Annotated in this window: 24 protein-coding genes; 11 read left to right on the top strand and 13 right to left on the bottom strand. The window is 66.9% G+C overall.

Annotated features, from left to right (window positions below; all coding sequences use genetic code 11):
- Positions 1 to 20 precede the first annotated feature (20 nt).
- Positions 21 to 617, top strand: coding sequence for an invasion associated locus B family protein (locus tag E1832_RS14455; RefSeq protein WP_133360475.1), 597 nt, complete (start codon positions 21 to 23; stop codon positions 615 to 617).
- An 81-nt stretch (positions 618 to 698) separates the two neighbouring features.
- Here the strand turns inward: E1832_RS14455 and E1832_RS14450 are convergent, their stop codons facing one another.
- From E1832_RS14450 to E1832_RS14435, 4 genes are read right to left on the bottom strand one after another with little or no spacing between them, the layout of a single operon-like run.
- Complete coding sequence (locus tag E1832_RS14450) at positions 699 to 1,907, bottom strand: beta-ketoacyl-[acyl-carrier-protein] synthase family protein (RefSeq protein ID WP_133360474.1); 1,209 nt, start codon at positions 1,905 to 1,907, stop codon at positions 699 to 701.
- A gap of 24 nt (positions 1,908 to 1,931) precedes the next feature.
- Positions 1,932 to 2,189 carry an acyl carrier protein gene (locus E1832_RS14445; protein ID WP_133360473.1) on the bottom strand — a complete coding sequence of 86 codons (258 nt, stop codon included), beginning with the start codon at positions 2,187 to 2,189 and terminating at the stop codon, positions 1,932 to 1,934.
- Between the two features lie 32 nt (positions 2,190 to 2,221).
- Entirely contained in the window at positions 2,222 to 3,313 is a 1,092-nt protein-coding gene (lpxD, locus tag E1832_RS14440; protein ID WP_133360472.1) for a UDP-3-O-(3-hydroxymyristoyl)glucosamine N-acyltransferase, read from the bottom strand.
- 37 nt (positions 3,314 to 3,350) lie between these two features.
- Entirely contained in the window at positions 3,351 to 4,964 is a 1,614-nt protein-coding gene (locus E1832_RS14435; protein WP_133360471.1) for a L,D-transpeptidase family protein, read from the bottom strand.
- A 345-nt stretch (positions 4,965 to 5,309) separates the two neighbouring features.
- On the opposite strand from E1832_RS14435, the gene mepK reads away from it, so the two are divergent.
- The 5 genes from mepK (at position 5,310) to E1832_RS14410 (ending at position 8,651) form a co-directional block, all read left to right on the top strand.
- On the top strand, positions 5,310 to 5,879 hold the full coding sequence (mepK, locus tag E1832_RS14430) for a peptidoglycan L,D-endopeptidase MepK (protein WP_133360470.1): 570 nt from the start codon (positions 5,310 to 5,312) through the stop codon (positions 5,877 to 5,879).
- Positions 5,880 to 6,064: 185 nt separating this feature from the next.
- Positions 6,065 to 6,898, top strand: coding sequence for a MotA/TolQ/ExbB proton channel family protein (locus E1832_RS14425; RefSeq protein WP_133360469.1), 834 nt, complete (start codon positions 6,065 to 6,067; stop codon positions 6,896 to 6,898).
- Between the two features lie 2 nt (positions 6,899 to 6,900).
- Positions 6,901 to 7,278 carry an ExbD/TolR family protein gene (locus tag E1832_RS14420; protein ID WP_133360468.1) on the top strand — a complete coding sequence of 126 codons (378 nt, stop codon included), beginning with the start codon at positions 6,901 to 6,903 and terminating at the stop codon, positions 7,276 to 7,278.
- A gap of 3 nt (positions 7,279 to 7,281) precedes the next feature.
- Complete coding sequence (locus tag E1832_RS14415) at positions 7,282 to 7,665, top strand: ExbD/TolR family protein (RefSeq protein ID WP_133360467.1); 384 nt, start codon at positions 7,282 to 7,284, stop codon at positions 7,663 to 7,665.
- Entirely contained in the window at positions 7,662 to 8,651 is a 990-nt protein-coding gene (locus E1832_RS14410; protein WP_133360466.1) for an energy transducer TonB, read from the top strand. The genes E1832_RS14415 and E1832_RS14410 overlap by 4 nt, the downstream gene beginning before the upstream one ends.
- Here the strand turns inward: E1832_RS14410 and E1832_RS14405 are convergent.
- From E1832_RS14405 to E1832_RS14375, 7 genes are all read right to left on the bottom strand, one after another.
- On the bottom strand, positions 8,641 to 9,480 hold the full coding sequence (locus E1832_RS14405; RefSeq protein ID WP_133360465.1) for a polyphosphate kinase 2 family protein: 840 nt from the start codon (positions 9,478 to 9,480) through the stop codon (positions 8,641 to 8,643). The genes E1832_RS14410 and E1832_RS14405 overlap by 11 nt on opposite strands.
- Complete coding sequence (locus E1832_RS14400) at positions 9,477 to 10,232, bottom strand: maleate cis-trans isomerase family protein (protein WP_133360464.1); 756 nt, start codon at positions 10,230 to 10,232, stop codon at positions 9,477 to 9,479. The genes E1832_RS14405 and E1832_RS14400 overlap by 4 nt, the downstream gene beginning before the upstream one ends.
- Positions 10,233 to 10,235: 3 nt before the next feature.
- Positions 10,236 to 11,396 carry a M24 family metallopeptidase gene (locus E1832_RS14395; protein WP_133360463.1) on the bottom strand — a complete coding sequence of 387 codons (1,161 nt, stop codon included), beginning with the start codon at positions 11,394 to 11,396 and terminating at the stop codon, positions 10,236 to 10,238.
- Entirely contained in the window at positions 11,393 to 12,436 is a 1,044-nt protein-coding gene (locus E1832_RS14390) for a pyridoxal-phosphate dependent enzyme (protein WP_133360462.1), read from the bottom strand. Before E1832_RS14390 ends, E1832_RS14395 begins: the two co-directional genes overlap by 4 nt.
- Positions 12,437 to 12,653: 217 nt before the next feature.
- Positions 12,654 to 13,718 carry a methyltetrahydrofolate cobalamin methyltransferase gene (locus E1832_RS14385; RefSeq protein ID WP_133360461.1) on the bottom strand — a complete coding sequence of 355 codons (1,065 nt, stop codon included), beginning with the start codon at positions 13,716 to 13,718 and terminating at the stop codon, positions 12,654 to 12,656.
- 11 nt (positions 13,719 to 13,729) lie between these two features.
- A complete protein-coding gene (locus E1832_RS14380; RefSeq protein ID WP_133360460.1) occupies positions 13,730 to 14,659 on the bottom strand; it encodes a methylenetetrahydrofolate reductase in 930 nt (309 codons plus the stop codon).
- Positions 14,660 to 14,685: 26 nt separating this feature from the next.
- A complete protein-coding gene (locus E1832_RS14375) occupies positions 14,686 to 14,982 on the bottom strand; it encodes a virulence factor (protein WP_133360459.1) in 297 nt (98 codons plus the stop codon).
- A gap of 234 nt (positions 14,983 to 15,216) precedes the next feature.
- On the opposite strand from E1832_RS14375, the gene E1832_RS14370 reads away from it, so the two are divergent.
- The 3 genes from E1832_RS14370 (at position 15,217) to E1832_RS14360 (ending at position 17,646) form a co-directional block, all read left to right on the top strand.
- Positions 15,217 to 16,329 (top strand): Ppx/GppA phosphatase family protein, encoded by a 1,113-nt coding sequence (locus E1832_RS14370; RefSeq protein ID WP_133360458.1) that lies wholly within the window; start codon positions 15,217 to 15,219, stop codon positions 16,327 to 16,329.
- Positions 16,330 to 16,519: 190 nt separating this feature from the next.
- Positions 16,520 to 16,867 carry a monooxygenase gene (locus E1832_RS14365; RefSeq protein WP_133360457.1) on the top strand — a complete coding sequence of 116 codons (348 nt, stop codon included), beginning with the start codon at positions 16,520 to 16,522 and terminating at the stop codon, positions 16,865 to 16,867.
- A 62-nt stretch (positions 16,868 to 16,929) separates the two neighbouring features.
- A complete protein-coding gene (locus E1832_RS14360) occupies positions 16,930 to 17,646 on the top strand; it encodes an RlmE family RNA methyltransferase (protein WP_133360456.1) in 717 nt (238 codons plus the stop codon).
- On the opposite strand, the gene E1832_RS14355 is transcribed toward E1832_RS14360, so the two are convergent.
- Positions 17,647 to 17,841: a hypothetical protein gene (locus E1832_RS14355; RefSeq protein WP_133360455.1), complete on the bottom strand. Its 195-nt coding sequence runs from the start codon at positions 17,839 to 17,841 to the stop codon at positions 17,647 to 17,649.
- Between the two features lie 84 nt (positions 17,842 to 17,925).
- The gene (locus tag E1832_RS14350) at positions 17,926 to 18,792 is read right to left on the bottom strand and encodes a YihY/virulence factor BrkB family protein (RefSeq protein WP_133360542.1); all 867 of its coding nucleotides are present in this window, start codon (positions 18,790 to 18,792) and stop codon (positions 17,926 to 17,928) included.
- A gap of 139 nt (positions 18,793 to 18,931) precedes the next feature.
- Between E1832_RS14350 and E1832_RS14345 the strand changes: the two genes are divergently transcribed.
- Both E1832_RS14345 and cls read left to right on the top strand, forming a co-directional pair.
- Positions 18,932 to 19,165, top strand: coding sequence for a hypothetical protein (locus E1832_RS14345; RefSeq protein ID WP_133360454.1), 234 nt, complete (start codon positions 18,932 to 18,934; stop codon positions 19,163 to 19,165).
- 65 nt (positions 19,166 to 19,230) lie between these two features.
- The gene (cls, locus tag E1832_RS14340) at positions 19,231 to 20,667 is read left to right on the top strand and encodes a cardiolipin synthase (protein ID WP_133360453.1); all 1,437 of its coding nucleotides are present in this window, start codon (positions 19,231 to 19,233) and stop codon (positions 20,665 to 20,667) included.
- The last annotated feature ends 53 nt before the right edge of the window (positions 20,668 to 20,720 follow it).

Raw genomic sequence — 20,720 nt, 5'->3', positions numbered from 1 at the left:
ATCATGGAAACGGGACCTACATGTTCAAGACACTGACCACCTTCTCCGTCATCGCCCTGGCGGCGCTGACCGTGCCCGCGGTCGCGCAGGACACCGACACCCAGAAACCCGCTGCCGAAGAGCTTCTCGATCTGGGGACGCCCGCCGATGCCTCTCCGCAGCTCGGCGAGCGTTATTCCAAGGAAAAGATCGAGGACTGGGATCTGGCCTGCATCAAGACCGATACTGAAACCGACCCTTGTTCGCTGCTGCAGATCCTGAACGACGGCAAGGGCAACCCGATGGCGGAGTTCTCGCTGTTCCGGATCGAGGGACAGGGACAGGCGGTGGCCGGCGCCACCGTGATCGTGCCGCTGGAAACCCTGTTGCCGGCGCAACTCTCGATCTCGGTCGACGGGGCCCCGGGCAAACGCTACGGCTATTCGTTCTGCAACCCCTATGGCTGCGTTGCCCAGATCGGCCTGACCCAAGAGGATATCGCCGCCTTCAAGAACGGCAAGGAGGCGACGCTGTCGCTGGTCCCTGCCCCCGCGCCCGATCAGCTGGTGACGCTCAAACTGTCGCTGAAGGGCTTTACCGCCGGGTTCGACAAGGTCGACGTGGTCAAGAACCGCTGACCGGCACGACTGCGGCCGCGCCATTGAAAACGCCGGGCACTGGCCCGGCGTTTTTCGTTTCAGGTGCGAACCGGCTGCGGATCAGACACGGCGCAGGGCCAGCACCGCATTGAGCCCGCCAAAGGCAAAGGCGTTCGACAGCGCCACATCGACCCGCGCCTCGCGCGCCACGTTCGGCACCACGTCAAGGGCGCATTCCGGGTCCGGTTCCTCATAGCCGATGGTGGGGGCGATCACCCCGTCGCGCAGAGCCATGATGCAGGCCAGAAGCTCGACCGCGCCGGTGCCGCCGATAAGGTGGCCATGCATCGACTTGGTCGAAGAGATCATCAGCTCGTCGGCGTGCTGGCCGAACACATCGGCCACGGCGGCGCATTCCGTCTTGTCGTTGGCTGCGGTGCCGGTGCCGTGGGCGTTGATATAGCCGACCTCGTCGCCATTGATCCGGGCATCCGTCAGCGCCCCTGCGATGGCCCGCGCCGCCCCCTGCTTCGACGGCATGACGATGTCCGAGGCGTCCGAGGTCATGGCAAATCCGATCACCTCGCACAGGATTTCGGCGCCGCGCCTGCGGGCGTGTTCATATTCCTCGAAGACGAAAACCCCTGCGCCCTCGCCCTGTACCATGCCGTTGCGGTTGGCACTGAACGGACGGCAGGCATCCTTGGACATCACCCGCAGCCCTTCCCAGGCCTTGACCCCGCCGAAACACAGCATGGATTCCGAACCGCCGGTCACCATCGCCGGCGCCGCGCCCGAGCGCACCAACTGAAACGCCAGCGCCATCGCATGGTTCGATGAGGCGCAGGCGGTCGAGACGGTAAAGGACGGCCCCTTGAGATTGTACTGCATCGAGACGTGGCTGGCGGCCGCGTTGTTCATCAGCTTGGGCACGACAAAGGGATGCACCCGGTTCTTGCCGTCCTCATAGACCGATCGATAGTTGTCGTCCCAGGTCGAAACACCGCCCCCCGCAGTGCCCAGCACCACGCCCGAGCGCGCCGACATGTCGCCGTGAAACTCCAGTCCGGCCTGCGAAATCGCCTCTTCGGCGGCGGTCAGGGTGAACTGGGTGAACCTGTCATAGAGGGTGATCTGTTGCCGGTTGAACCGCCCGTCGGCCTCGAACCCATGAACCTGGCCGCCGATCTGGATCGTCAGGCGGTCGACATCGCGAAACTCCAGCGGACCGATGCCGCAGCGGCCCTCGCGCATGGCCTCCAGCGTTTCGGGAACCGAATGGCCCAGGGCGTTGATCGTTCCGGCCCCGGTGATGACAACGCGTTTCATATGTTCAGGCCCGTTCCGGCTGTGTCAGGACTTTTCCGCAGCGAGCTTTTCGATGCCGGTGATGATCGCACCGACATTGGAAATATCGAAGTCGCTTTCGCTGGGGTCATTGGCGTTGAAGGGGATCGAAATGTCGAATTCCTCTTCGATGGCAAAGATGCTTTCGACCAGCCCGAGGCTGTCGATGCCCAGATCCTCAAGCGTGCTCTGTTCCGTTACGTCCGAGGGGGCCAGAACGGCCTGTTCGGCGATGATGGCGATGACCTTGTCGCGGATGCTCATGGGCGCCTCTGATCTGCTGCACTGGCGCTGATTTACTCGGTCGAACCCAGTTTGGAAACAGCCTTTTTCAGGGCGGCAACATCGCGCATGAGCCGTGGAAGCCGGCGCTGCGCCTTGTAGATCTCGGTCTGGGTTTCCATCTTGACCGCCGGATATCCCATCAGCACCCGGCCCGCCGGCACATTCGACAGGATCTTGGTGCCGCCGCCCGCGATGGCGCCATCGCCGATAAAGATATTGTCGACCACGCCGCACTGGCCGCCCAGAACCACGTTGTTGCCGATCTCGACCGAGCCGGAAATGCCGGTCTGGCCTGCGAACAGGCAGTCGCGTCCGGTGCGCACGTTGTGGCCCATGTGCACCAGATTATCCAGCTTGCAGCCGTCGCCGATCTCGGTGGCGCGGATGGTGCCGCTGTCGATGGTGGCGTTCGCGCCGATCTCGACATCGTCGCCGATACGCACCGCACCCAGCGAATGGATGCGCAGCCAGCTTTGCGCCCGGGCTTCGCCCTGATCGCCCATCGTCTTGCGCACGTTCTCGGCCGCCGACACCTCGGGCGTCACGAAGGAGAACCCGTCCGAGCCGATCCGGGCGCCCGGCTGCGCGATGAACCGGGCGCCGATGCGCACCCGCGCACCGATGCTGACCATCTCGCGCAGAAAGGCGTTCTCGCCCAGCACGACATCGGTGCCGACATAACAATGCGGCCCGATGACCGATCCGGCGCCGATCTGTGCACCGGCGCAGATCACCGCCAGCGGTCCGACACTGACGCCGATCCCTATCTCGGCGCCGGGATCGATGACCGCCGAGGGGTGAATGCCGCTGCCATAGCCCTGGCCGGGGTCCATCATCCGGGTCAGCCCGGCCATCGCCATGCGCGGACGCGGAGCGATGATCGCCGCGGCCAGCCCCATCGCCTGCCAGTCGGCCCCGGGCCAGACCATCGCCGCGCGCGCCTTGCCGCCGTTCAGCGCCTCGGCGTATTTCGGCGACATCGCCAGGGCAAGATCGTCTGGGCCGGCACTGCCGGGTTCGGCGGCGCTGCGGATCGTCAAAGACACGTCGCCCAGGGCCTCGGTGCCCAGGGCGCGGGCAATCTCTTCGATGGTGTGGGTCATTGCGGGTCCTGCGAACTGATCTGCTCCGGCCCCCGTGTTACCCCTGAACCGGCCCCAAGGCCACCCCTGCCCGGCTGAGCGCGGCCCAGATCCTGGCATCGCGGCCATAGACGTCGCGGCGAAACTCGGCCCGGCCGCGGTCGTCGGCAAAGGCCGTGCGGTAGATGATGTGCACCGGCACGTGTTTTTCCAGTTCGACCTTGGTTTCGCGCCCGGTCTTCAGGATCGAGTGGAACAGCCCCTGCGGATCGTCGGACTGCGCCGCCAGCAGCGCGTAGGCGAACTCGAACGGCTCGGCCAGACGGATGCACCCGTGGGAAAAGGCGCGCACCTCACGCTTGAACAGATGCTTTTGCGGGGTGTCGTGCAGGTAGATGTTATAGCGGTTGGGGAACATGAACTTCACCAGACCCAGCGCATTGCCGTTTCCCGGCGGCTGACGCATGTCGAAGGGAAAGGAGTTCCCGGTATATTGCGAGAAATCCGCATCCGCCCGGTTCACCCGGCGGCCACGGCTATCGGTGATGATCAGATGGCCGGCCGCGCCGGGGTTGCTGCGCAGCTTGGGCAGGTATTCCTTGACGACGATCGAGCGCGGCACATGCCAGCTCGGGTTGATGATCATATGCTCCATCTCGTCCGAGAATTCCGGGCTGCGGCGATCATGGACATTCATCCCCACCACCGAGCGGGTCTGGAACGTAACGCGGCCGTGATCGATGATCTTGGCGGTGAAATCGGTCTGGTTCACCAGAATATGCCGCTCACCGCGTTCATGGTTCAGCCAGCGTTCCCGCTCCATCGCCACGATGATGGATTTCAGCCGCTCCTCGGCCGGCGTGTTGATCTCGCTCAGCGTTCCGTCGCCGGCGACGCCATCGGCCAGCAACCCGTGGGCGAACTGGAATTTGCGCACCGCCTGTTCCAGCGTCTTGTCATAGACGCGGGTGGCGCTGCGCTCGAGATAGCCCATCGTCACCAGCCGGTTCCGCAGGGCGATCACCGCCGGCCCCTCGTCGCCGGGCTCCAGCTTGCCGCCCGAAACGGTGGCGCCCCAGCCGCCCAGGGCGATCAGATGCTCGAACCGCAGCTTTTCCTTCATCAGCGCGCGGTACTCCGCGGTCACCGGCGGCAACGCGCGCAGATAGCTCTGCGGGTTGGCCTGCGAAAACTCGGTAAGGTAGCCGGTGCGATCATGCAGCGGCACATCGCGCTTGATGTCCTCATCGACCTTCGACGGGGTCAGCAGCCCGGTCTGCACATCCTTGGCATAGGTGACAAAGGCGCGGCTGAGCGCCACTTCCACCTGACCCAGATCGCGGGTGGTGCGCACCGCCGCCATCTGCGCCTTGAGGGTCTCGATCCCGTAGCGCCCTTCGGGCAGCCCATGCACGGACGCTCCCGACAAGGCATCCAGCAGCGCAGCGCGCCGGGCGCGCGCCTCCTCGCCTTCGGCGGTCCAGAGCGGGCTATAGTCGCGCTGTCGGTAAAAGGCCGCCACGTCCGCATCGACCGAGGCCGCCTCGGCGACAGCCTGTTTGAAGGCTGTCACCTGGGTCTGGGCGGACGCCGGCAGCGCGACGGCCAAACCCAATGCGCAGGCGGCGGAAAATACGGTGGCGCGGAACGGGAACCGGAATGTCAGTCTCATCGAGCGTCCTTGGTCAGGGCTGAAAATTCTTCTGGGCAATCATTTAATTATCAGTCTTTTCGGACAAAGTCGCAATGTCCATTCACATTTCGGCCAGCAGGGATTCTCCGGGCGCGGGTGCGGCGCCGGTGCATCGGATCGACCGGAACCCTGCGATTTGGCCCGAAATGATCCGATTTGCGCAGAAACTTGCCGAAAATTCCCCCTATGACAGCTCTGAAACAATCCGTGCTTGGCAGACGAATCATACTGTGGCATCCCTTTCGGCATCCGGGGATGGATAAAAATCGTGCGTGTAACATCACGCACCGGCAGGACTAACAGCGTACGGGACAACGCAGAGCAATGGCAAAAACGAACGGATCGGGCCTCACCCGGCGCGCACTGTTGGGCGCATTTGCGGCAACAGCCGTGGCGGCAACCCCCACATATTCCAAGGCGGCTGGCTTTCTTCGCGGCGGCGGCGATATTCGCAGACTGCGGATGTATTCCGGCCGCACCGGTGAAAAGCTGGACATGATCTATTGGATCGACGGCGATTACATCAAGGACGCGGTGAAGGAGATCAATCACTTCATGCGCGACTGGCGCGTCGATCAGGTCAAATCGATCGATCTGCGCACGCTCGACATCATGGCGGCGTCGCATAATCTTCTGGATGTGAGCGAACCCTACATGCTGCTCTCGGGCTACCGCAGCCCGCAGACCAACGCGATGCTGCGCAGCCGCTCGCGCGGGGTAGCCAAGAACTCGCTGCACATGCAGGGGCAGGCCGCCGATCTGCGCCTGGGCTCGCGCAGCGTGAACCAGATGGCCAAGGCCGCGATGGCGTGTCATGCCGGCGGTGTCGGGCGCTATTCGCGCTCGAACTTCGTGCATATGGATTGCGGCGTGGTACGTAGCTGGGGCGCCTGACGCCATCCGTCATTCGCCGCGCTGAGGCCCCCGCCGTCACGCGGGGGCTTTTTCGTTCGGCACCCCGGAAATCCGCGTCCTTGCGACCCTTTACGAGGTGCCCCGCCCCGTCGTAGAGAGGCGGGCGTAGAGAGGCGGACAGCCCTCTGCCCGCCCGTTGACAGACGCAGACAGGACGCCGCCCGATGACCGCGATCCGCCGCCCGACCCGCCGTTCCGGCACCGCCCGCTCCTGCCGCTTCGCACTGGGGGCTATGTCCGCGGCGATGCTCGCCCGGCCCGCAATGGCGCAACAGGGCGCGATCCCGGCCCGCGATCCTCTGTTCGGGGCGCAACCGGACCCCGCCCCCGCCGCAGAGCAGGCGGATGCGATGACCGAACCGCTGGTCCGGTTTCTCGCCGACGGCGGGCCTGTGATCTGGGCCATAGCAGCGCTGTCTGTGGCCACCCTGACCATCATTCTGTGGAAGACCTGGCGTCTGGCCGGCGCCGGCGCCTGGCGCAGGGGCCACGCGCGCGACGCGGTGGCCGCCTATGAGCGCGGCGATCATGCCGCGACCAGGGCGATCCTGACCCACCGTGGAGGCCCCCGTTCGATCGTGGTGCGCGCCGCCGTCGCCGGGCGGGCCGAAAAGCCCGACGCCCTGGCGCGCGAGGATACGCTGCGGGTGGCCCGCAATGAACTGGCCGAGGCCGCGACCGGCCTGCGCGCTCTGGAACTGATCGCCACCATCGCGCCGCTGCTGGGCCTCTTGGGTACGGTGCTGGGCATGATCGCGGCGTTTCAGGCGTTGCAGGAAAGCGGCACGCGGGCCGATCCCGGCCGGCTTGCCGGCGGCATCTGGGAGGCGCTTCTGACCACCGCCGCCGGTATGGCCGTGGCGATCCCTGCCTCGGCCGCGCTGACCTGGTTCGAGGCGGTGATCGACCGCATGCGCCGCGACATCGAGGATGCGGTGACGCGGATCTTCGTGGCCCCGGCGCCGCCGCCCGAAGACCGCGCCAGAGCAGCGGAATAGCCATGTCGCCGCTGGCCCCGATCCGAAAACGCCGGCGTCCCAGCCTGACGCCGATGATCGACGTGGTGTTCCTGCTGCTGGTCTTTTTCATGCTGGCCTCACGTTTTGGCGTCGACCAGGTGATGCCGCTGTCCCTGGCGGGCGGCGGCGCGGTCTATTCCGGCCCGCCCCGACTGGTCGAGATCGGCGCGCAGGACCTGCGGCTGAACGGCCGTCCCTTGGCGCCGGAGGCGCTGGCCGCGGCGCTGGCCCCGCTGATGGGCGCGCCAGGCGACACCATCGTGTTGCGCGGGACCGGGGAGGCCGCCTTGCAGGACATAGTCTCGGTTGCCGACCGGCTGCGCGCGGCCGGCTATACCGCCCTGGTCCTGGTGGAGTAGCCGATGCAGATCGCCCCGCCGCACCGCAGCCCGCCCCGCGAATCCGTCGTCCCGATGATCAACGTGGTGTTCCTGCTGCTGATCTTCTTCCTGATGACCTCGCAGATCGCCCCGCCCGATCCGGTCGAGGTCACGCCGCCGGTCTCCGATCAGGGCGCGCCGGTCGATCACGGAACCCGGCTGTTCGTCGGGCCCGACGGCATCCCGCAGCTGGACGGTCTGTATGGCGAGGCCGCGCTCGCCGCGCTGGCCAGGCGCGACACCGACGCCGGCCCGGTGATCCTGGCGGCCGATGCCGGGGTTCCCGCCGCGCGTGTCGCCCGGCTGATGCGGCGTCTGGCCGGGCTGGGGGTGACGCGGGTCGAATTGTCGGTGCTGCCGCGATGAGCGCGCTGGCCGAAAAGGCGGTGTTCGGAGTTATCGCCGCCGGGCTGCACGTGCTGGCCCTTGCCGCGCTGCCGGGGACCGGCGCGCAGTCCGGCGGGGCCGGCGGCACCGGGCGAGTGACCCTAGAGGGCGCCAGCCCGCAGATCGCGGCCATGGTCGCCGCCTGGACCGCCCCGCCCGAAATGGCGGAACCGGTGGCGTTGTCGCAGCCTTCTCTGCCCTCGGCCGATCCCCCGGCACCCGATCTGCCGCCGGTCGAGCGCGCGCCGCGTCCGCCGGCTACCGCCGCGCAGCTCCCTGATCTGGCGGACGCACCCCCGCCGCCCCAAGCCGCGAATCTGCCGCTGCCAACCCCGATGCCTGCGCCAAGTCTGACCGAGGCCCCGTCCCTGCGCCTGCCGCAACCGGAGCAAGGCACCGAGGAGCGGCCGGAGATTACCATCGCGCCATCGGCCCAGGCGCCGCGGGACCCCCTCCAGCGGCCGAAAGCACCCTCTGCGCTGCCGCCGCCCGGTGCTCCGCAGCTGGCTGAAGCGATGGAGGCTGCCCCACCGCAGCCGCCGCCGCCAGCGCGATCCGAAACACCGGCCGCGCAGCGCACGCAGGCCGCGGCGCAGGCGCAACAGGCCGCAGGGCGCGGCGGCGCCCAGCGGGCCGGAACCAACGGCAAGGCGCAGCAACCCGCTCTCGGTTCGGGGCAGCGCCACAGCCTGATCGCCGCCTGGGGCGCACGGATCATCGACCGGATCGAACGGACCAAGCGCGCCCCACGCGGGCTGCGCGGCGGCGGGCGGGTGGTGCTGCGGCTTCAGGTCAGCCGCAGCGGCGCGTTGCAGGGCGTTTCTATCCGCAGCAGCTCGGGCAATGCCGAGATGGACGCCGCCGCGATCAACGCGGTCCGCCGCGCCGGACGCTTCCCGCCGGCGCCGGAGGGACTGACCAGACCTGTCTACAGTTTCTCGCTTCCGGTCCGCTTCAACGGCTGACCGGCGGCGCCCCCTTGCGCAGATCCTCGAACAGCGCGGACTCCAGATCCAGATGCGCCTTGGCCTCTTCCAGCAGACGCTCATCGATGCGCGGCGGGCGCAGGTCCACGTCCTTCGACAACACGTCGAGGATGGTCTGCATCGCCGCGATCCGGGCGAATTTCTTTTGATTGGCCGGGATCGCGGACCAGGGAGCCGCCGGCGTCGAGGTTCTGGCGAACATCTCGTTCACGGCGACTTCGGTCTCGCTCCAATGGGCGCGATTGCGAAAATCCTCGTAAGAGAGTTTCCAGCGTTTCAGCGGGTTGCGCAACCGCTCCTCAAAGCGGCACATCTGCACCTCGGGCGTGATATGAAAGAACAGCTTGACCAGCCGCACGCCGTCGTCGGCCAGCATCCGCTCGAAATCGTTGATCTCGCCATAGGCCGCGCGCCAGCGGTGTTCGGGCGTCAAGTTTTCGACCCGCTCCACCAGGATCCGTCCGTACCAGGACCGGTCAAAGACCGAGATCGCCCCGTCCGGCGGCAGCCGCTCCATGAAGCGCAACAGATAGTGCCGCTCCAGGTAATAGTTGCGCGGCGGTCCGATCGGCCAGACCTTGAATCCGCGCGGATCAAAGGCCTGCGACAGCCGCCGGATCGTGCCGCCCTTGCCGGCGGCGTCCCAGCCTTCAAAGACGATCACCGCCTTGTTGCCGGTATGCAGATAGGCCTGCTGCACCTGGGCCAGTCTGAACTGGAGATCGCGCAGAGACCGTTCATAGACGTCCTTGCCGAGGCGGCTCGTGAGATCGACGTTGTCCAGATGCGGCGGAGGCATCGGGGTCATATGATCGCCCCCTGCCCGGCCGGTCGCGCCAGCGCGCATTCGAGCTGGGGCGATCCGGCGCCTGCCAGCCGCAACATATGCCAGGCAAGGACCAGATTGCTGGACAGAACCGGCAGCCCGATCTCGCGTTCCAGCGCGGGGATCGCCGGCAGCGTGTCAAGATTGGTGCAGGACAGAAAGATCCCGTCAACCGCCCCCGTCCCGGCCAGGGTCCGCGCCGCCGTTACCACCGAGGCCGGCGTGATCCGCGCCACGCGGGCCTCTTCGGCCTCGGCGAAACTGCCGAAAACGGGCGTGTCTATCCCCTGATCGGAAAGCACCTGCCGCAGCCGGTCCGAGACCGTCTCGACATAAGGCGACAGCAGCGCCAGCCGCCGCAGACCCAGCGCACCGCAGGCGGCGGTCAGGGCGCTGACCGGATCGGTCACATGGGCGCAGCGCGCGCCGGCGCGGACCTGATCCGCCACGCGGGCAGGCCCGATCTGGGCCGCGCCCGAGGTGCAGCCATAGCCGATGACATCGAAATCGACCGACCCGGGCAGCAGCGCCGCCGCGCGCGGCAACTCGCCCTCCATCCGCGCCAGCGTCGCGGGGGTCACGTCCAGCCCGCTGGGCACCCGGCTGACCATCAGATCGACCGCCGGCGGCAGAAGGCGGCGGGCATCCGCCTCGATCCGCTCGTCGACCTGCAATACGACCATGCCGAGGGCAGGGTTTCTGCGCGGCCGGGTGTCGAACGAAAAGACCTGCATGGCTCATCCCTCCAGCGTGACGATCTCGCGCCCGGCGGGCGGCGACAGGAACTCGGCCCCGGTCTCGCGGATCACGATGTTCTCCTCATGCACCATCAGCCGCCCTGGCCCCAGCGACAGCCCCGGCTCGAGCGTAATCACCATGCCCGGCGCCAGCACCGTCCGATCGCCGGGGATCAACGAAAGCCCCTCGGTCAGTTGCATCCCCAGCCCATGCCCCAGCCGCCCCGCGCCGGGCGTGCCGTGCCGGGACAGCGCCGCATGCAGCACTCCGAACAGCTCGGCGGCGGTACGGCCGGGGGCGGCCGCCTCCGCGGCCTCCTGCGTGGCGTCAATCAGGGCGGCGTGGGCCGTGCGGACGGCATCGCCAGCCGGCCCGACCGAGAAATTCCGGTCGAAATCGCAAAAATAACCGTCTCGGATCACCCCGGTGTCCAGCATCAGCACATCGCCCCGGCGCAACGGATCGGGCCCGGCGGGCGAGATCACGTCGGCATACCCCCCCTGCTCCGCCGCTCCGGCCAGATAGGGCACCCAGTCGGCCCCCTCCTCCAGGCACAGGCATTGGAACCGGCGGAACAGATCCTCCAGCGGAACACCGGCGCGCGCGATCTCGGGGACCCGGGCAAAGGCGCGGCCCGCCACCGCGCAGGCGGCGCGGATCCTGTCGATCTCGGCCTCTGATTTCACCATTCGCAGCGCACGGGTGATGCCGCCGTCGTCAGTGATCTCCACCGCCGCCCGCGCCTGGACCCCGGCCCAATCCGCCAGCGGCATCCGCAGGTGGCTTTCCAGCCCCATCGGCAGGCCGACGCGCCCGCCCTTGCCTGCGATTTTGCTCAGCGCATCGGCCAGCAGGCTGACGCCATCATCCTCCGGGTCGGGCGCGGGCCAGGTGCGGATATCCGTGATCCACCCCCGCGCCATCAGCGCCGCGCCGATCGCCGGGATCACCGCCACCGGATCGCCCGAGGCCGGTACGATCAGAAACCAGGGCCGGGTCGGGCTTTCCCAGAACCGGGTGAGAAAGCCGCTGAAATACCGCAGATCGGCCTCGGTGGTCAGCAGCAGCGCGGCCAGACCCCGCGCCGCCATCCGGGCCTGCGCGCGCGCCACCCGCACGCGGTATTCCGAGGCCGGAAATCCGCGCGCGGGACCGCTCATGGCTGGGGCCCCTCGCTCACGATGACCAGCGCGCGGGAGGTCTCATCCAGCCCCAGCGCGTCCGCATCCGCGGCGGCGATCAGCCCGGCGAGCCCCGCCGCGCCGGAGGCGGTGGTAGGAAACCCGGCCCCGGAGGCGATGTCGGCGCCGCGATGCCCCTCCTCCTCGCTGATGGTCAGAAAGACATCGGCATCCCGCGCCAGCCCGCGCAGGGCGACCCAGGACGGCTCCTTGCAATCGAGCCGCCCCATGTCCGAGACCGGCCCCTGCGTTACGAGGGGCGCGCCGGCTGCGATCGAGGCGGCCAGTGCCGGGGCCGCCTGCGGCTCCACCACCGCGATCAGCGGCGCATCCCCCCAGCGATCCCGCATCAGCGCCGCCGCCGCCCCGGCCAGCCCGCCGACACCCGCCTGCAACACCACATGGGTCGGAACCTGCGGCATATCCCGGATGATCTCGTCCACCAGCACAAGATACCCTTCCATCAGCCGATGCGGCCGCGCCATGTAGCCGGGCCAGGAACTGTCCGACAGCAATTGCCAGCCACTGACCTCGGCGGATTTTGCGGCGGCGGCCATGCTGGCCTCGTAGTCGGCGCCCTCTCGTACCACCTCGGCCCCCTCGGCCCGCAGCCGCTGGGCGAAACTCTCCGGCACCGTCTCGGCCACGTAGACCACAGCGCGGGCGCCGAACGCCCGTGCCCCGGCAGCAACCGAAAGACCGTGATTGCCGGCACTGGCGGTCACATAGGTAACGCCCGAGAGATCCCCCTCCGCCGCATCGCAAGCGATGACATAGGCCGCCCCCAGCGCCTTGAAACTGCCCAGCCCCATGCGGTCGCGCTCATCCTTCAACCAGACCTGGCCGACACCGCATCCGGCTGCCAAGGCGTCGGATTGCAGCAGCGGGGTTGGCGCATGGCGGGGGCATTTCCGGACCAGGGCCAGCGGCCGCCCGGCGTCGGTGCTGGGCAGCGGAAACGGTTCAAGCTCGGCCATGGAATGGGCGTTGCCGCGATGGGGGTTGGGCTGAATATCCATGCCTCCCAGCCCACCCGATAGAGGGGCGTGCGGTCAAGCTTTATCATCCGGGAACGGCGGAAACAGAGCAGGCCCGCCGGTGCCGCCAGAGGAACGCCTCACGCGAAAGATGAGTATCCTTGGCCAACAATCGGATAAATAGAGAAAAAGGGCACTTTATGGTCCGAAACATGAAAAGGCCGGGTGCAAGACCCGGCCCAGCCGTCATTTTCGCGGATCAGGCGCGGCGGCGGCGTCCACCGGCGCGGCCGCGTCGGCCTCCGGCGCCCTCCTCGCCCGGCGCCGCGGGCGGTTTGTTGAACCGGATCCACTCGCCGCCATGCGGGTCGTGGTTGGTCAGCAGATTGGCGGCGCGAATGGCCGTCATTTCCGAGCCGGGGCGGAACTGGGTGCTGCCCAGGCCGAACAGCTGGCAAAAGGCCTCGTCGTCCAGATCCTCGGGCAGGACGATGCCGGCGGCGGCGGCTTCGGCCCGCTTTTCGGCGATCTTGCTGGCGCCGACCGGCAGCGCGCAGGGGTTCATGATCGCGCTGGTCATCCCCGCGCCCATCGCCATCGGCAGAAAGGCATTGTTGATCCCATGCCGGTTCGGCAGCCCGAACGACACGTTGGACGCGCCGCAGGTGGTGTTCACGCCCAGTTCCTCACGCAGGCGTCGCACCAGCGCGAACACCTGCTGACCGGCGGTCGCCATGGCGCCGATCGGCATCACCAGCGGGTCGACCACGATGTCATGCGCAGGGATGCCGAAATCGGCGGCGCGCTCGACGATCTTCTTGGCCACGGCAAAGCGCACGTCGGGATCCTCGGAGATTCCGGTATCGTCGTTCGAGATCGCCACCACCGGCACGTTGTATTTCTTGACCAGCGGCAGGACCAGTTCCATCCGCTCCTCCTCGCCGGTGACGGAGTTCAGCAGCGGCCGGCCCTCGGCCGCCTGCAACCCCGCCTCCAGCGCGCCGGGCACCGAGCTGTCGATGCACAGCGGGATATCAACCAGCGCCTGCACCATCTCGACGATCCGGGTCATCAGCGGCGGCTCGGTCTCGTTCGGGTTGGGGTTCGAGTTATAGACGACCCCGGCATTGATATCGAGGATGTTGGCCCCGGCGGCGACCTGCGCCACGGCATCCTTTTCGACGGTCGAGAAATCGCCCGCCTCCAGCTCAGCCGCCAGTTTCTTGCGGCCGGTCGGATTGATACGTTCGCCGATCACGCAAAAGGGCTGGTCAAAGCCGATCACGGCTGTCTTGGTTTTGCTTTCGACTACGGTGCGCGTCATTAAACGGCCTTTCAGCTTTGATTTGCGGGGACGCCTGCGGCGCCGCCATGTTCGATCGCCCAGGTGGCGTTGGTCTTGATACCGCCCAGCGGAAAGAAATGCACGTTGGTGATGTTGAAGCCCGGATTGGCGGCCTTGTGGGCGGCCAGGTCGGCCAGCACATCGGTCGGCTCATAGGGCAGCAGCAATTTGGTGACATCCATCGCCCGTTTCTGCAGCACCCTGAGCGAGGGGCCGACGCCACAGGCGATGGCGAATTTGATCAGCGTCTGCAACTTTGCCGGCCCGGCGATGCCGATATGGATCGGCAGGTCGATGCCCGCCGCCTGCAGCCCCTCGGCCCAGGCGATGATCGGCTTCGCGTCAAAGGCGAATTGGGTCGCCAGCGCCATCTGGGCATCGGTGCGTTCGCTGAACGCCTGTTTCCAGCGCAGCGCGGCCATCACATTGTCTTCGCCGCCATCCGGGTCGATGTCGCGGTTGCCCTCGGGATGGCCGGCAACGTGCAACCGCTTGAACCCGGCCTTGTCGAACAGGCCGGTTTCCATGAGCTGCATCGAGCTGTCGAAATCGCCTAGCGGTTCCGAAACCCCGCCCGCCAGCAACAGCGCCTGCTCGACGCCCGCCTCGCCCTGGTACATGGCGATCCAGTTTTCCAGCGTGGCGCGGTCCCTGATGATGCGGGCCGGGAAATGCGGCATCACCGCATAGCCATCGCGCGCCAGCCGGGCGGCGGTGCGCACCATGTCCTCGATGGGGGTGCCGTCGATATGGGCGATATAGACCCTTGTGCCCTCGGGCAGAAGATCGCGGAAATCCTCGACCTTCTCGGCGGTGCGCGGCATCACCTCGATCGAATAGCCGTCAAGCAGCGCCTCGACCTGGCAGTTCACCGGCGCCGGGGCGGCCGCGTCGCGTCTTTTGAAGTTCAACAGTGCCATTGCGGCCTCCCAGAGTGATGTCAGGCTCATGCCCAGCCGTCGTTCGCGATCAGGGCCTTGAGACGTTCCTGATCGTAGTGCGCTTCGAGACGGGTGGCCTCGGCCTCGGCCACTTCGGCCGCCTCACCCTCCACCGGATAGGGATCGGCCTTGCGCCATTCTGCCAGATAGGCATCGGTGCCGGCCGCGCCGCCTTTCATCGCGGCCCGGTCGATGGCCTGTTCAAACCGTTCGGCCAGCACCCGCTTGGTGCCACGACGGCCCTTGCCCACGATGATCTGGGCCGGAATGTCGCGCCAGTAAACGATCGTAACGTCCGGCATGGTCTGATTCCCCGTTCTCTCTGCGCTCTCTCTACGGCAGGAGTGCCGCGCGCCGTCGCCGAATTTCGACGGAAACGACGCATTCCGCGACCAATGCCTAGGCAATCGCGCCCCGCCTGGCCAGCCTTGGCCACCCTCATTCTTTTCAAGTTGAATATGAGCGCCGTGATCCCTTGCGCGGGGGACGGCAAAGACATAGCTTGAACATAACTCGAAATCGGAGGGCGTGTTGTCATGGCGCCCAAGCGTCCCAAAGGTGCGGGCGCGTTCCCGAAACCGGTCGAAAGCCCTGCGCCGTCCCGGCCCGATCCAGATGCGCTCTATGCGGCGCTGGATCTGGGTACCAATAGTTGCCGCATGCTCATTGCCCAACCCAAGGGCAGCGGGTTTCATGTGGTCGACAGTTTCTCGAAATCCGTCCAGCTCGGCTCCGGGCTGGAGCGGACCGGGCGTCTTTCGCGCGCCTCGATGGCGCGCACGATCCAGGCGCTGCGGATCTGTCAGCAGAAGATCAAGCGCAACAAGGTCCACCGCATGCGGCTGGTCACGACCGAGGCGTGCCGGCGGGCCAAGAACGCGCGCGAATTCATCCGCCAGGTCAAACGGGAAACCGGGCTGACCCTGGAGATCATCCAGCCCGAGGAAGAGGCGCGGCTCGCCGTGATCTCCTGCGCGCCACTGGTCTCGACCAAGACGGAACAACTGCTGGTGGTCGATATCGGCGGCGGATCGACCGAACTGGTCTGGATCGACATCTCCTCGATCCCGCGGCGCGACCGGCCTGCGGCGATCATGCGGCTGCATGCGGGATTCCACCCGCCCGAAAGCCCCTTTCCCGCCGCCAAGGTGGTCGATTGGATCTCTGTGCCGCTGGGCGTCGCGACGCTGCGCGATCAGTTCATCGACGTCGAGGACGACTCCGCCCGTTTCGCCCTGATGAGCTGGTTCTTCGAAGAGAACCTGGCCGAGTTCACCCCATATCAGGACGTGCAGGCGCGCGAGGGGTTTCAGATCGTCGGCACCTCGGGCACCGTCACCACGGTTGCCGCCAGCCACCTGGGGCTGAAACGCTATGACCGGACCAAGGTGGACGGGCTGCGCATGACCTCGGATCAGATCGACAAGGTGATCCGCGGCTATCTCGACCTCGGCCCGCTCGGACGCCGCCGCGATCCCCGCATCGGCGAGGATCGGCAGGCGCTGATCATGTCTGGATCGGCGATCCTTCAGGCGCTGTTGCGCTGCTGGCCGACCGATCGGCTCTCGGTGGCCGACCGCGGCCTGCGCGAGGGGCTGCTCTATGCCCAGATGAGTGCCGACGGCGTGCTGGAGGACGGCCCGTTCTGATCGCTCCTGACGTCCCTGCGGGGGCAGTCCGCCCCCTCGCGGCCCCTGGGGTATTTTCAGCCCCCTCACCTTCCCCGGTCGTTTTCCGGCCCCAAGTATCCCGGGGGAGGCGCCCCTTTTGCGGTTCGGCGCTTGGCGTTGGGCAGGATTGGGGCGATACTGGCCGGAAAACCGAGAGAGGGCAGGAAAGATGATCATCGCCATCGTCAGGATACCGCTGGAGGGTCCCAAGCGGCCCGCCGACGCGGTGATCCGGCAATCGCTGGAGTCCAGCGTAATCTTTCACGAGGTGCCGGGGCTGCGGCGCAAATACTACCTCAACAGCGAGGCGGGCGGCGGCGGCATCTATGAGTTCGCCAGCCGCGAGGCGGCGGAGGCCTGGTTCAACGACGGCTGGGCCGACTGGATGGAGGGGCGATTTGGCGTACGCCCGACGCTGGAACTGTACGATTGTCCGGTCGTTCTGGACAATGCGGCCGGCGAGGTGCGCGTCAACGGCGCCCCGGTGCCGCCGCCTTGGCGGCGGGATGCCGGATAGCCCCGCCCCTTGCCCGGGCCGGCGCGAACCGATAACGGGGCACGATTGTGGAGAACTGGACCATGGCCAAGAACACGACCGGGCGGAACACATCTGGGCGCGGACAGCGCGACCTGACGGTGAAGGTGAAGACGGCGCGGGGGCGCAAGCTGTCCTCGACCCGCTGGCTGCAGCGCCAGCTCAACGACCCCTATGTCAAACGCGCACAGGCCGAGGGGTTCCGCGGCCGTGCGGCGTTCAAGATCATGGAACTGGATGATAAGTTCCGGTTTCTCGTGCCCGGCGCGCGGGTGGTCGATCTGGGCTGTGCGCCCGGCGGCTGGATTCAGGTTGCGGTGCCGCGCATCAATGCGCTGGGTGAAAAAAAGGGCAAGGCGGTGGGCCGGATCATCGGCATCGACCTGCAGGAGGTTGAGCCGATCCCGGGGGCCGAGATCCACCAGCTCGATTTCATGGCCGAAGGCGCCGACGAACAGGTCAAGGACTGGCTGGGCGGCAAGGCCGACGTGGTGATGTCCGACATGGCCGCAGCCAGCTCCGGCCACAAGCAGACCGACCATCTGCGCATCATTTCGCTGTGCGAGGCGGCCGCCTATTTCGCTTTTGACGTGCTGGAAGAGGGCGGCACCTTTATCGCCAAGGTTCTTGCCGGCGGCGCCGAGGGCGATCTGCAAAAGCTGCTGAAGCAGAAATTCACCAAGGTCGCCAATGTGAAACCACCCGCCTCCCGGTCGGACAGTTCGGAAAAATTCGTGGTCGCCACCGGCTTTCGCGGCTGATCAGCCGCGTTGCCCGGATTGCGCCGGGTCGGACCAGGACCGGGCCGCCTGCGTCAACAGACGTGCGGTCGTGGGCTCGGCCAGGGGCCGTTTCGATCGCCGCACCAGACGAAGGGCGGTGTATTCGGCACGCGCCTGTTGATGGATCAGGGCGAACAGGCGGGCGTGACGGCAGGGCGTTTCATCGGTGTGCATGGCGGGTCCGATCCGGGTGGGTGCGCCCAGCCTGGCGCGCAACCGCGCCGCCAATAAGGCGCAAACCGGACAATCCGGGGGAAATCAGCCCGGCTCCGACGCCGGCTCTTTTTCCCGGCCCGCATCGAGCAGCGCGCCATTGAACTCTGCCCCCAGGATCAGGATCGCGGCGTTGAGATAGAGAAAGATCAGCGCCGACATCGCCCCCGCCAACCCCGCATAGGTCGCCGAATAGCTGGCGAACCGGCCGATGTAGATCGAAAACCCCCAGCCCGCCAGCGCCCAGAGCATCAGCGTCAGCACGACCCCGGGCAGGATCTGGCGAATCCCGTGCCGCCGCCCGGGCAGCAGCAGGTGAAAACCCAGCACCCCCAGAACCGGCATCGCGATGACGAAAAGCCAGCTGACGCCGACGCCGGCAAACCAGGACGTCACCTCGCCCGGCACCGCGGCGCGCAGCATGTTGGTATAGAGCGGCAGCACCAGATCCACCGCCACCCCCGCCAGCACCAGCGCCGCGCCGGCCACCACCAGCCCCAGACACAAAAGCCGCGTCTGCCAGAATGGGCGCGGATCGGTGTCATGATAGGCCCGCGTCATCGCCACCCGCACCGCATCCACCCCGTTGGACGCGAAATAGAGCGCCACCACGCCCCCCAGTGTCAGCAGCCGCGAATCGGCGGCGGCCAGAACCGCGCGCAGCTCCCGCTCGATGGGCTGCGCCACCTCTTCCGGCCAGGAGCCGAACAGCAGCTCGAACAGATCGTCCACCGGCACGTCGCGCGACAGGAACCCGGCCAGCGCCACCACAAAAAGGACAAAGGGAAACAACGCCATCATCAGCGACATCGCCACATGACTGCTCATCACCCAGCCGCCCTTGTCGCCGAACCGGGCCGCGGCGCGGATCAGGGCGCGCAGGCCGCGCAGGGGAATGGCAACAGATGGCATCATGGCTGGCACCCTAACCGCCGCCGCCCGCCGCTGCCAGAGCGCGCCGCTTTGGGCCGTTGCCTTTGCATCCCATCAGAGGCACGATGCCCGCGACCGAAACGCCGGGCCGGACCGGCGCAGCACCAGGAGGCACGGAATGAACGATTTTGACGATTTCACCGCCAAACTGAAACAGACCCGGGACGAGTTGAAACTGCAACTGCATCTGGCCAGCAAAGACGCCGAGGATGAATGGGAGGAACTGGTCAAGGACTGGGACAAATTTATCCATAAGACCCAGCTCGACAAATCCGCCGAAGAGGTGGGCGATGCCGCGAAAGAGCTTGGCCTACGGATGAAAACCGCCTTCGACCGGCTGCGAAAATCCTGATCCGCCCTCACCCGTCCGCCTGGTCCCGTGGCGGACGCCCCGATCCCTGACCGGAGCCCGAGCGCATGTGGGTCATGATGGGCAGCGTGGCTGTTGCCGCGCTTTATCTCGTGTCGGTCCTGTTCGCCTTTCGCGCCGCCGCCACCGCGCGCACGGCGCAGGGGTCCGTGGGCTGGGTGGTGTTCCTGCTCGCCCTGCCCTTTGCGGCGGTGCCGGCCTATCTGTTCCTGGGCCATCACCGGCTGCGCGGCTATATCATCTCGCGCCGCGAGGCGCGCCAGGTGGTCGAGGCGCTGCGCGATTTCGCAGCCCGCAACGCCCCCGACCCCGAACGGACCCGGGTCAACCTGGCCCCGTTCGAGTATTGCGCCAACATGCCGGCGATCAGCGGCAACGGGGCCGAGTTGCTGATCGACGGCGCCGCCGCCTTTGACGCCATGTTCGCCGCCATCGACGCGGCGCACTCTTATGTGCTGGTGCAGTTCTATATCATCCGCAACGATGCGCTTGGCCGCGCCTTTCAGGACCGGCTGATCGCCGCCGCCGCGCGCGGTGTGCGGGTGCGGGTGATGACCGACGCGGTGGGCAGTTTCGGTCTGCCCAGCCGCTATTTCGCCCGGTTGCGCGCCGCCGGGGTCGATGTGGCGCACCGGAAACGGTCGCGCGCGCCCCGGTTCCGGTTCCAGATCAACTACCGCAACCACCGAAAGAGCCTGATCGTCGACGGCGAGACCGGGTTCACCGGCGGCTTCAACGTGGGCGATGAATACATGGGGCGCAAACCGGCCTATGGCGCCTGGCGCGACACCCATGTGCGGCTGCGCGGGCCCGTGGTGTCGCAGCTCCAGCTGATCTTTCTTGAGGACTGGCACTGGATCACCGGTGACGCCAATGGCGACATGACTGACGCGTCCCCCTTCGCCGACCTGAACTGGAATGCGCCGCCCGACCGGGCGGACGCCACCGGGCTGATCGTCGCCACCGGTCCGGGGGACGAGACCGAAACCGGCGGCCTGCTGTTCTTTTCCGCCATTGCCGCGGCGAAAAAACGGGTCTGGATCGCCTCGCCCTATTTCGTGCCCGACACCGACATCGTCAGCGCGTTGCGCCATGCGGCGCTGCGCGGCGTCGATGTGCGGCTGCTGGTACCCGAACGCAGCGACCACTGGATGCCCTGGCTGGCCGCCTGGGCCTATTTCGATGGCATCACCGAGGCCGGTGTGCGCGTCTTTCGCTATACCAGCGGGTTCATGCACCAAAAGGCGTTTGTCGTCGATGACACCATCGCGGCGGTGGGGACAACCAACCTCGACAACCGGTCCTTCCGCCTGAATTTCGAGGCGATGGCGCTGTTCTTCGACGCCGATTTCGCCGGCCGGGTCGACGCCATGCTGCGGGCAGATCTCGAAAACAGCTATCAGATGACGGCAGGAATCGCCGAGCAATCGCCGTTTGTTCGCTACGGCGCGCCGGTGGCGCGACTGTTTTCACCTTTGCTTTAAGAGGCCGTATTATTTCATCGCTATAAAACGATATTCACACGCTCTTAAAGTGT

Source organism: Antarcticimicrobium luteum (assembly GCF_004358185.1).
GTDB lineage: Bacteria > Pseudomonadota > Alphaproteobacteria > Rhodobacterales > Rhodobacteraceae > Antarcticimicrobium > Antarcticimicrobium luteum.
Note: the sequence above shows the minus strand (reverse complement) of the source record. Positions and strands in the feature narration are given on the sequence as shown.

Coding starts and splice junctions, on each gene's coding strand:
- E1832_RS14360 (WP_133360456.1), top strand. CDS start 16,930: ATGGCCAAGAACACGACCGGGCGGAACACATCTGGGCGCGGACAGCGC.
- E1832_RS14435 (WP_133360471.1), bottom strand. CDS start 4,964: ATGAGACTGACATTCCGGTTCCCGTTCCGCGCCACCGTATTTTCCGCC.
- E1832_RS14400 (WP_133360464.1), bottom strand. CDS start 10,232: ATGCAGGTCTTTTCGTTCGACACCCGGCCGCGCAGAAACCCTGCCCTC.
- E1832_RS14390 (WP_133360462.1), bottom strand. CDS start 12,436: ATGGATATTCAGCCCAACCCCCATCGCGGCAACGCCCATTCCATGGCC.
- E1832_RS14425 (WP_133360469.1), top strand. CDS start 6,065: ATGACCGCGATCCGCCGCCCGACCCGCCGTTCCGGCACCGCCCGCTCC.
- E1832_RS14350 (WP_133360542.1), bottom strand. CDS start 18,792: ATGCCATCTGTTGCCATTCCCCTGCGCGGCCTGCGCGCCCTGATCCGC.
- E1832_RS14445 (WP_133360473.1), bottom strand. CDS start 2,189: ATGAGCATCCGCGACAAGGTCATCGCCATCATCGCCGAACAGGCCGTT.
- E1832_RS14455 (WP_133360475.1), top strand. CDS start 21: ATGTTCAAGACACTGACCACCTTCTCCGTCATCGCCCTGGCGGCGCTG.
- E1832_RS14420 (WP_133360468.1), top strand. CDS start 6,901: ATGTCGCCGCTGGCCCCGATCCGAAAACGCCGGCGTCCCAGCCTGACG.
- E1832_RS14395 (WP_133360463.1), bottom strand. CDS start 11,396: ATGAGCGGTCCCGCGCGCGGATTTCCGGCCTCGGAATACCGCGTGCGG.
- E1832_RS14405 (WP_133360465.1), bottom strand. CDS start 9,480: ATGACCCCGATGCCTCCGCCGCATCTGGACAACGTCGATCTCACGAGC.
- E1832_RS14365 (WP_133360457.1), top strand. CDS start 16,520: ATGATCATCGCCATCGTCAGGATACCGCTGGAGGGTCCCAAGCGGCCC.
- E1832_RS14355 (WP_133360455.1), bottom strand. CDS start 17,841: ATGCACACCGATGAAACGCCCTGCCGTCACGCCCGCCTGTTCGCCCTG.
- lpxD (WP_133360472.1), bottom strand. CDS start 3,313: ATGACCCACACCATCGAAGAGATTGCCCGCGCCCTGGGCACCGAGGCC.
- mepK (WP_133360470.1), top strand. CDS start 5,310: ATGGCAAAAACGAACGGATCGGGCCTCACCCGGCGCGCACTGTTGGGC.
- cls (WP_133360453.1), top strand. CDS start 19,231: ATGTGGGTCATGATGGGCAGCGTGGCTGTTGCCGCGCTTTATCTCGTG.
- E1832_RS14415 (WP_133360467.1), top strand. CDS start 7,282: ATGCAGATCGCCCCGCCGCACCGCAGCCCGCCCCGCGAATCCGTCGTC.
- E1832_RS14385 (WP_133360461.1), bottom strand. CDS start 13,718: ATGACGCGCACCGTAGTCGAAAGCAAAACCAAGACAGCCGTGATCGGC.
- E1832_RS14345 (WP_133360454.1), top strand. CDS start 18,932: ATGAACGATTTTGACGATTTCACCGCCAAACTGAAACAGACCCGGGAC.
- E1832_RS14450 (WP_133360474.1), bottom strand. CDS start 1,907: ATGAAACGCGTTGTCATCACCGGGGCCGGAACGATCAACGCCCTGGGC.
- E1832_RS14380 (WP_133360460.1), bottom strand. CDS start 14,659: ATGGCACTGTTGAACTTCAAAAGACGCGACGCGGCCGCCCCGGCGCCG.
- E1832_RS14410 (WP_133360466.1), top strand. CDS start 7,662: ATGAGCGCGCTGGCCGAAAAGGCGGTGTTCGGAGTTATCGCCGCCGGG.
- E1832_RS14375 (WP_133360459.1), bottom strand. CDS start 14,982: ATGCCGGACGTTACGATCGTTTACTGGCGCGACATTCCGGCCCAGATC.
- E1832_RS14370 (WP_133360458.1), top strand. CDS start 15,217: ATGGCGCCCAAGCGTCCCAAAGGTGCGGGCGCGTTCCCGAAACCGGTC.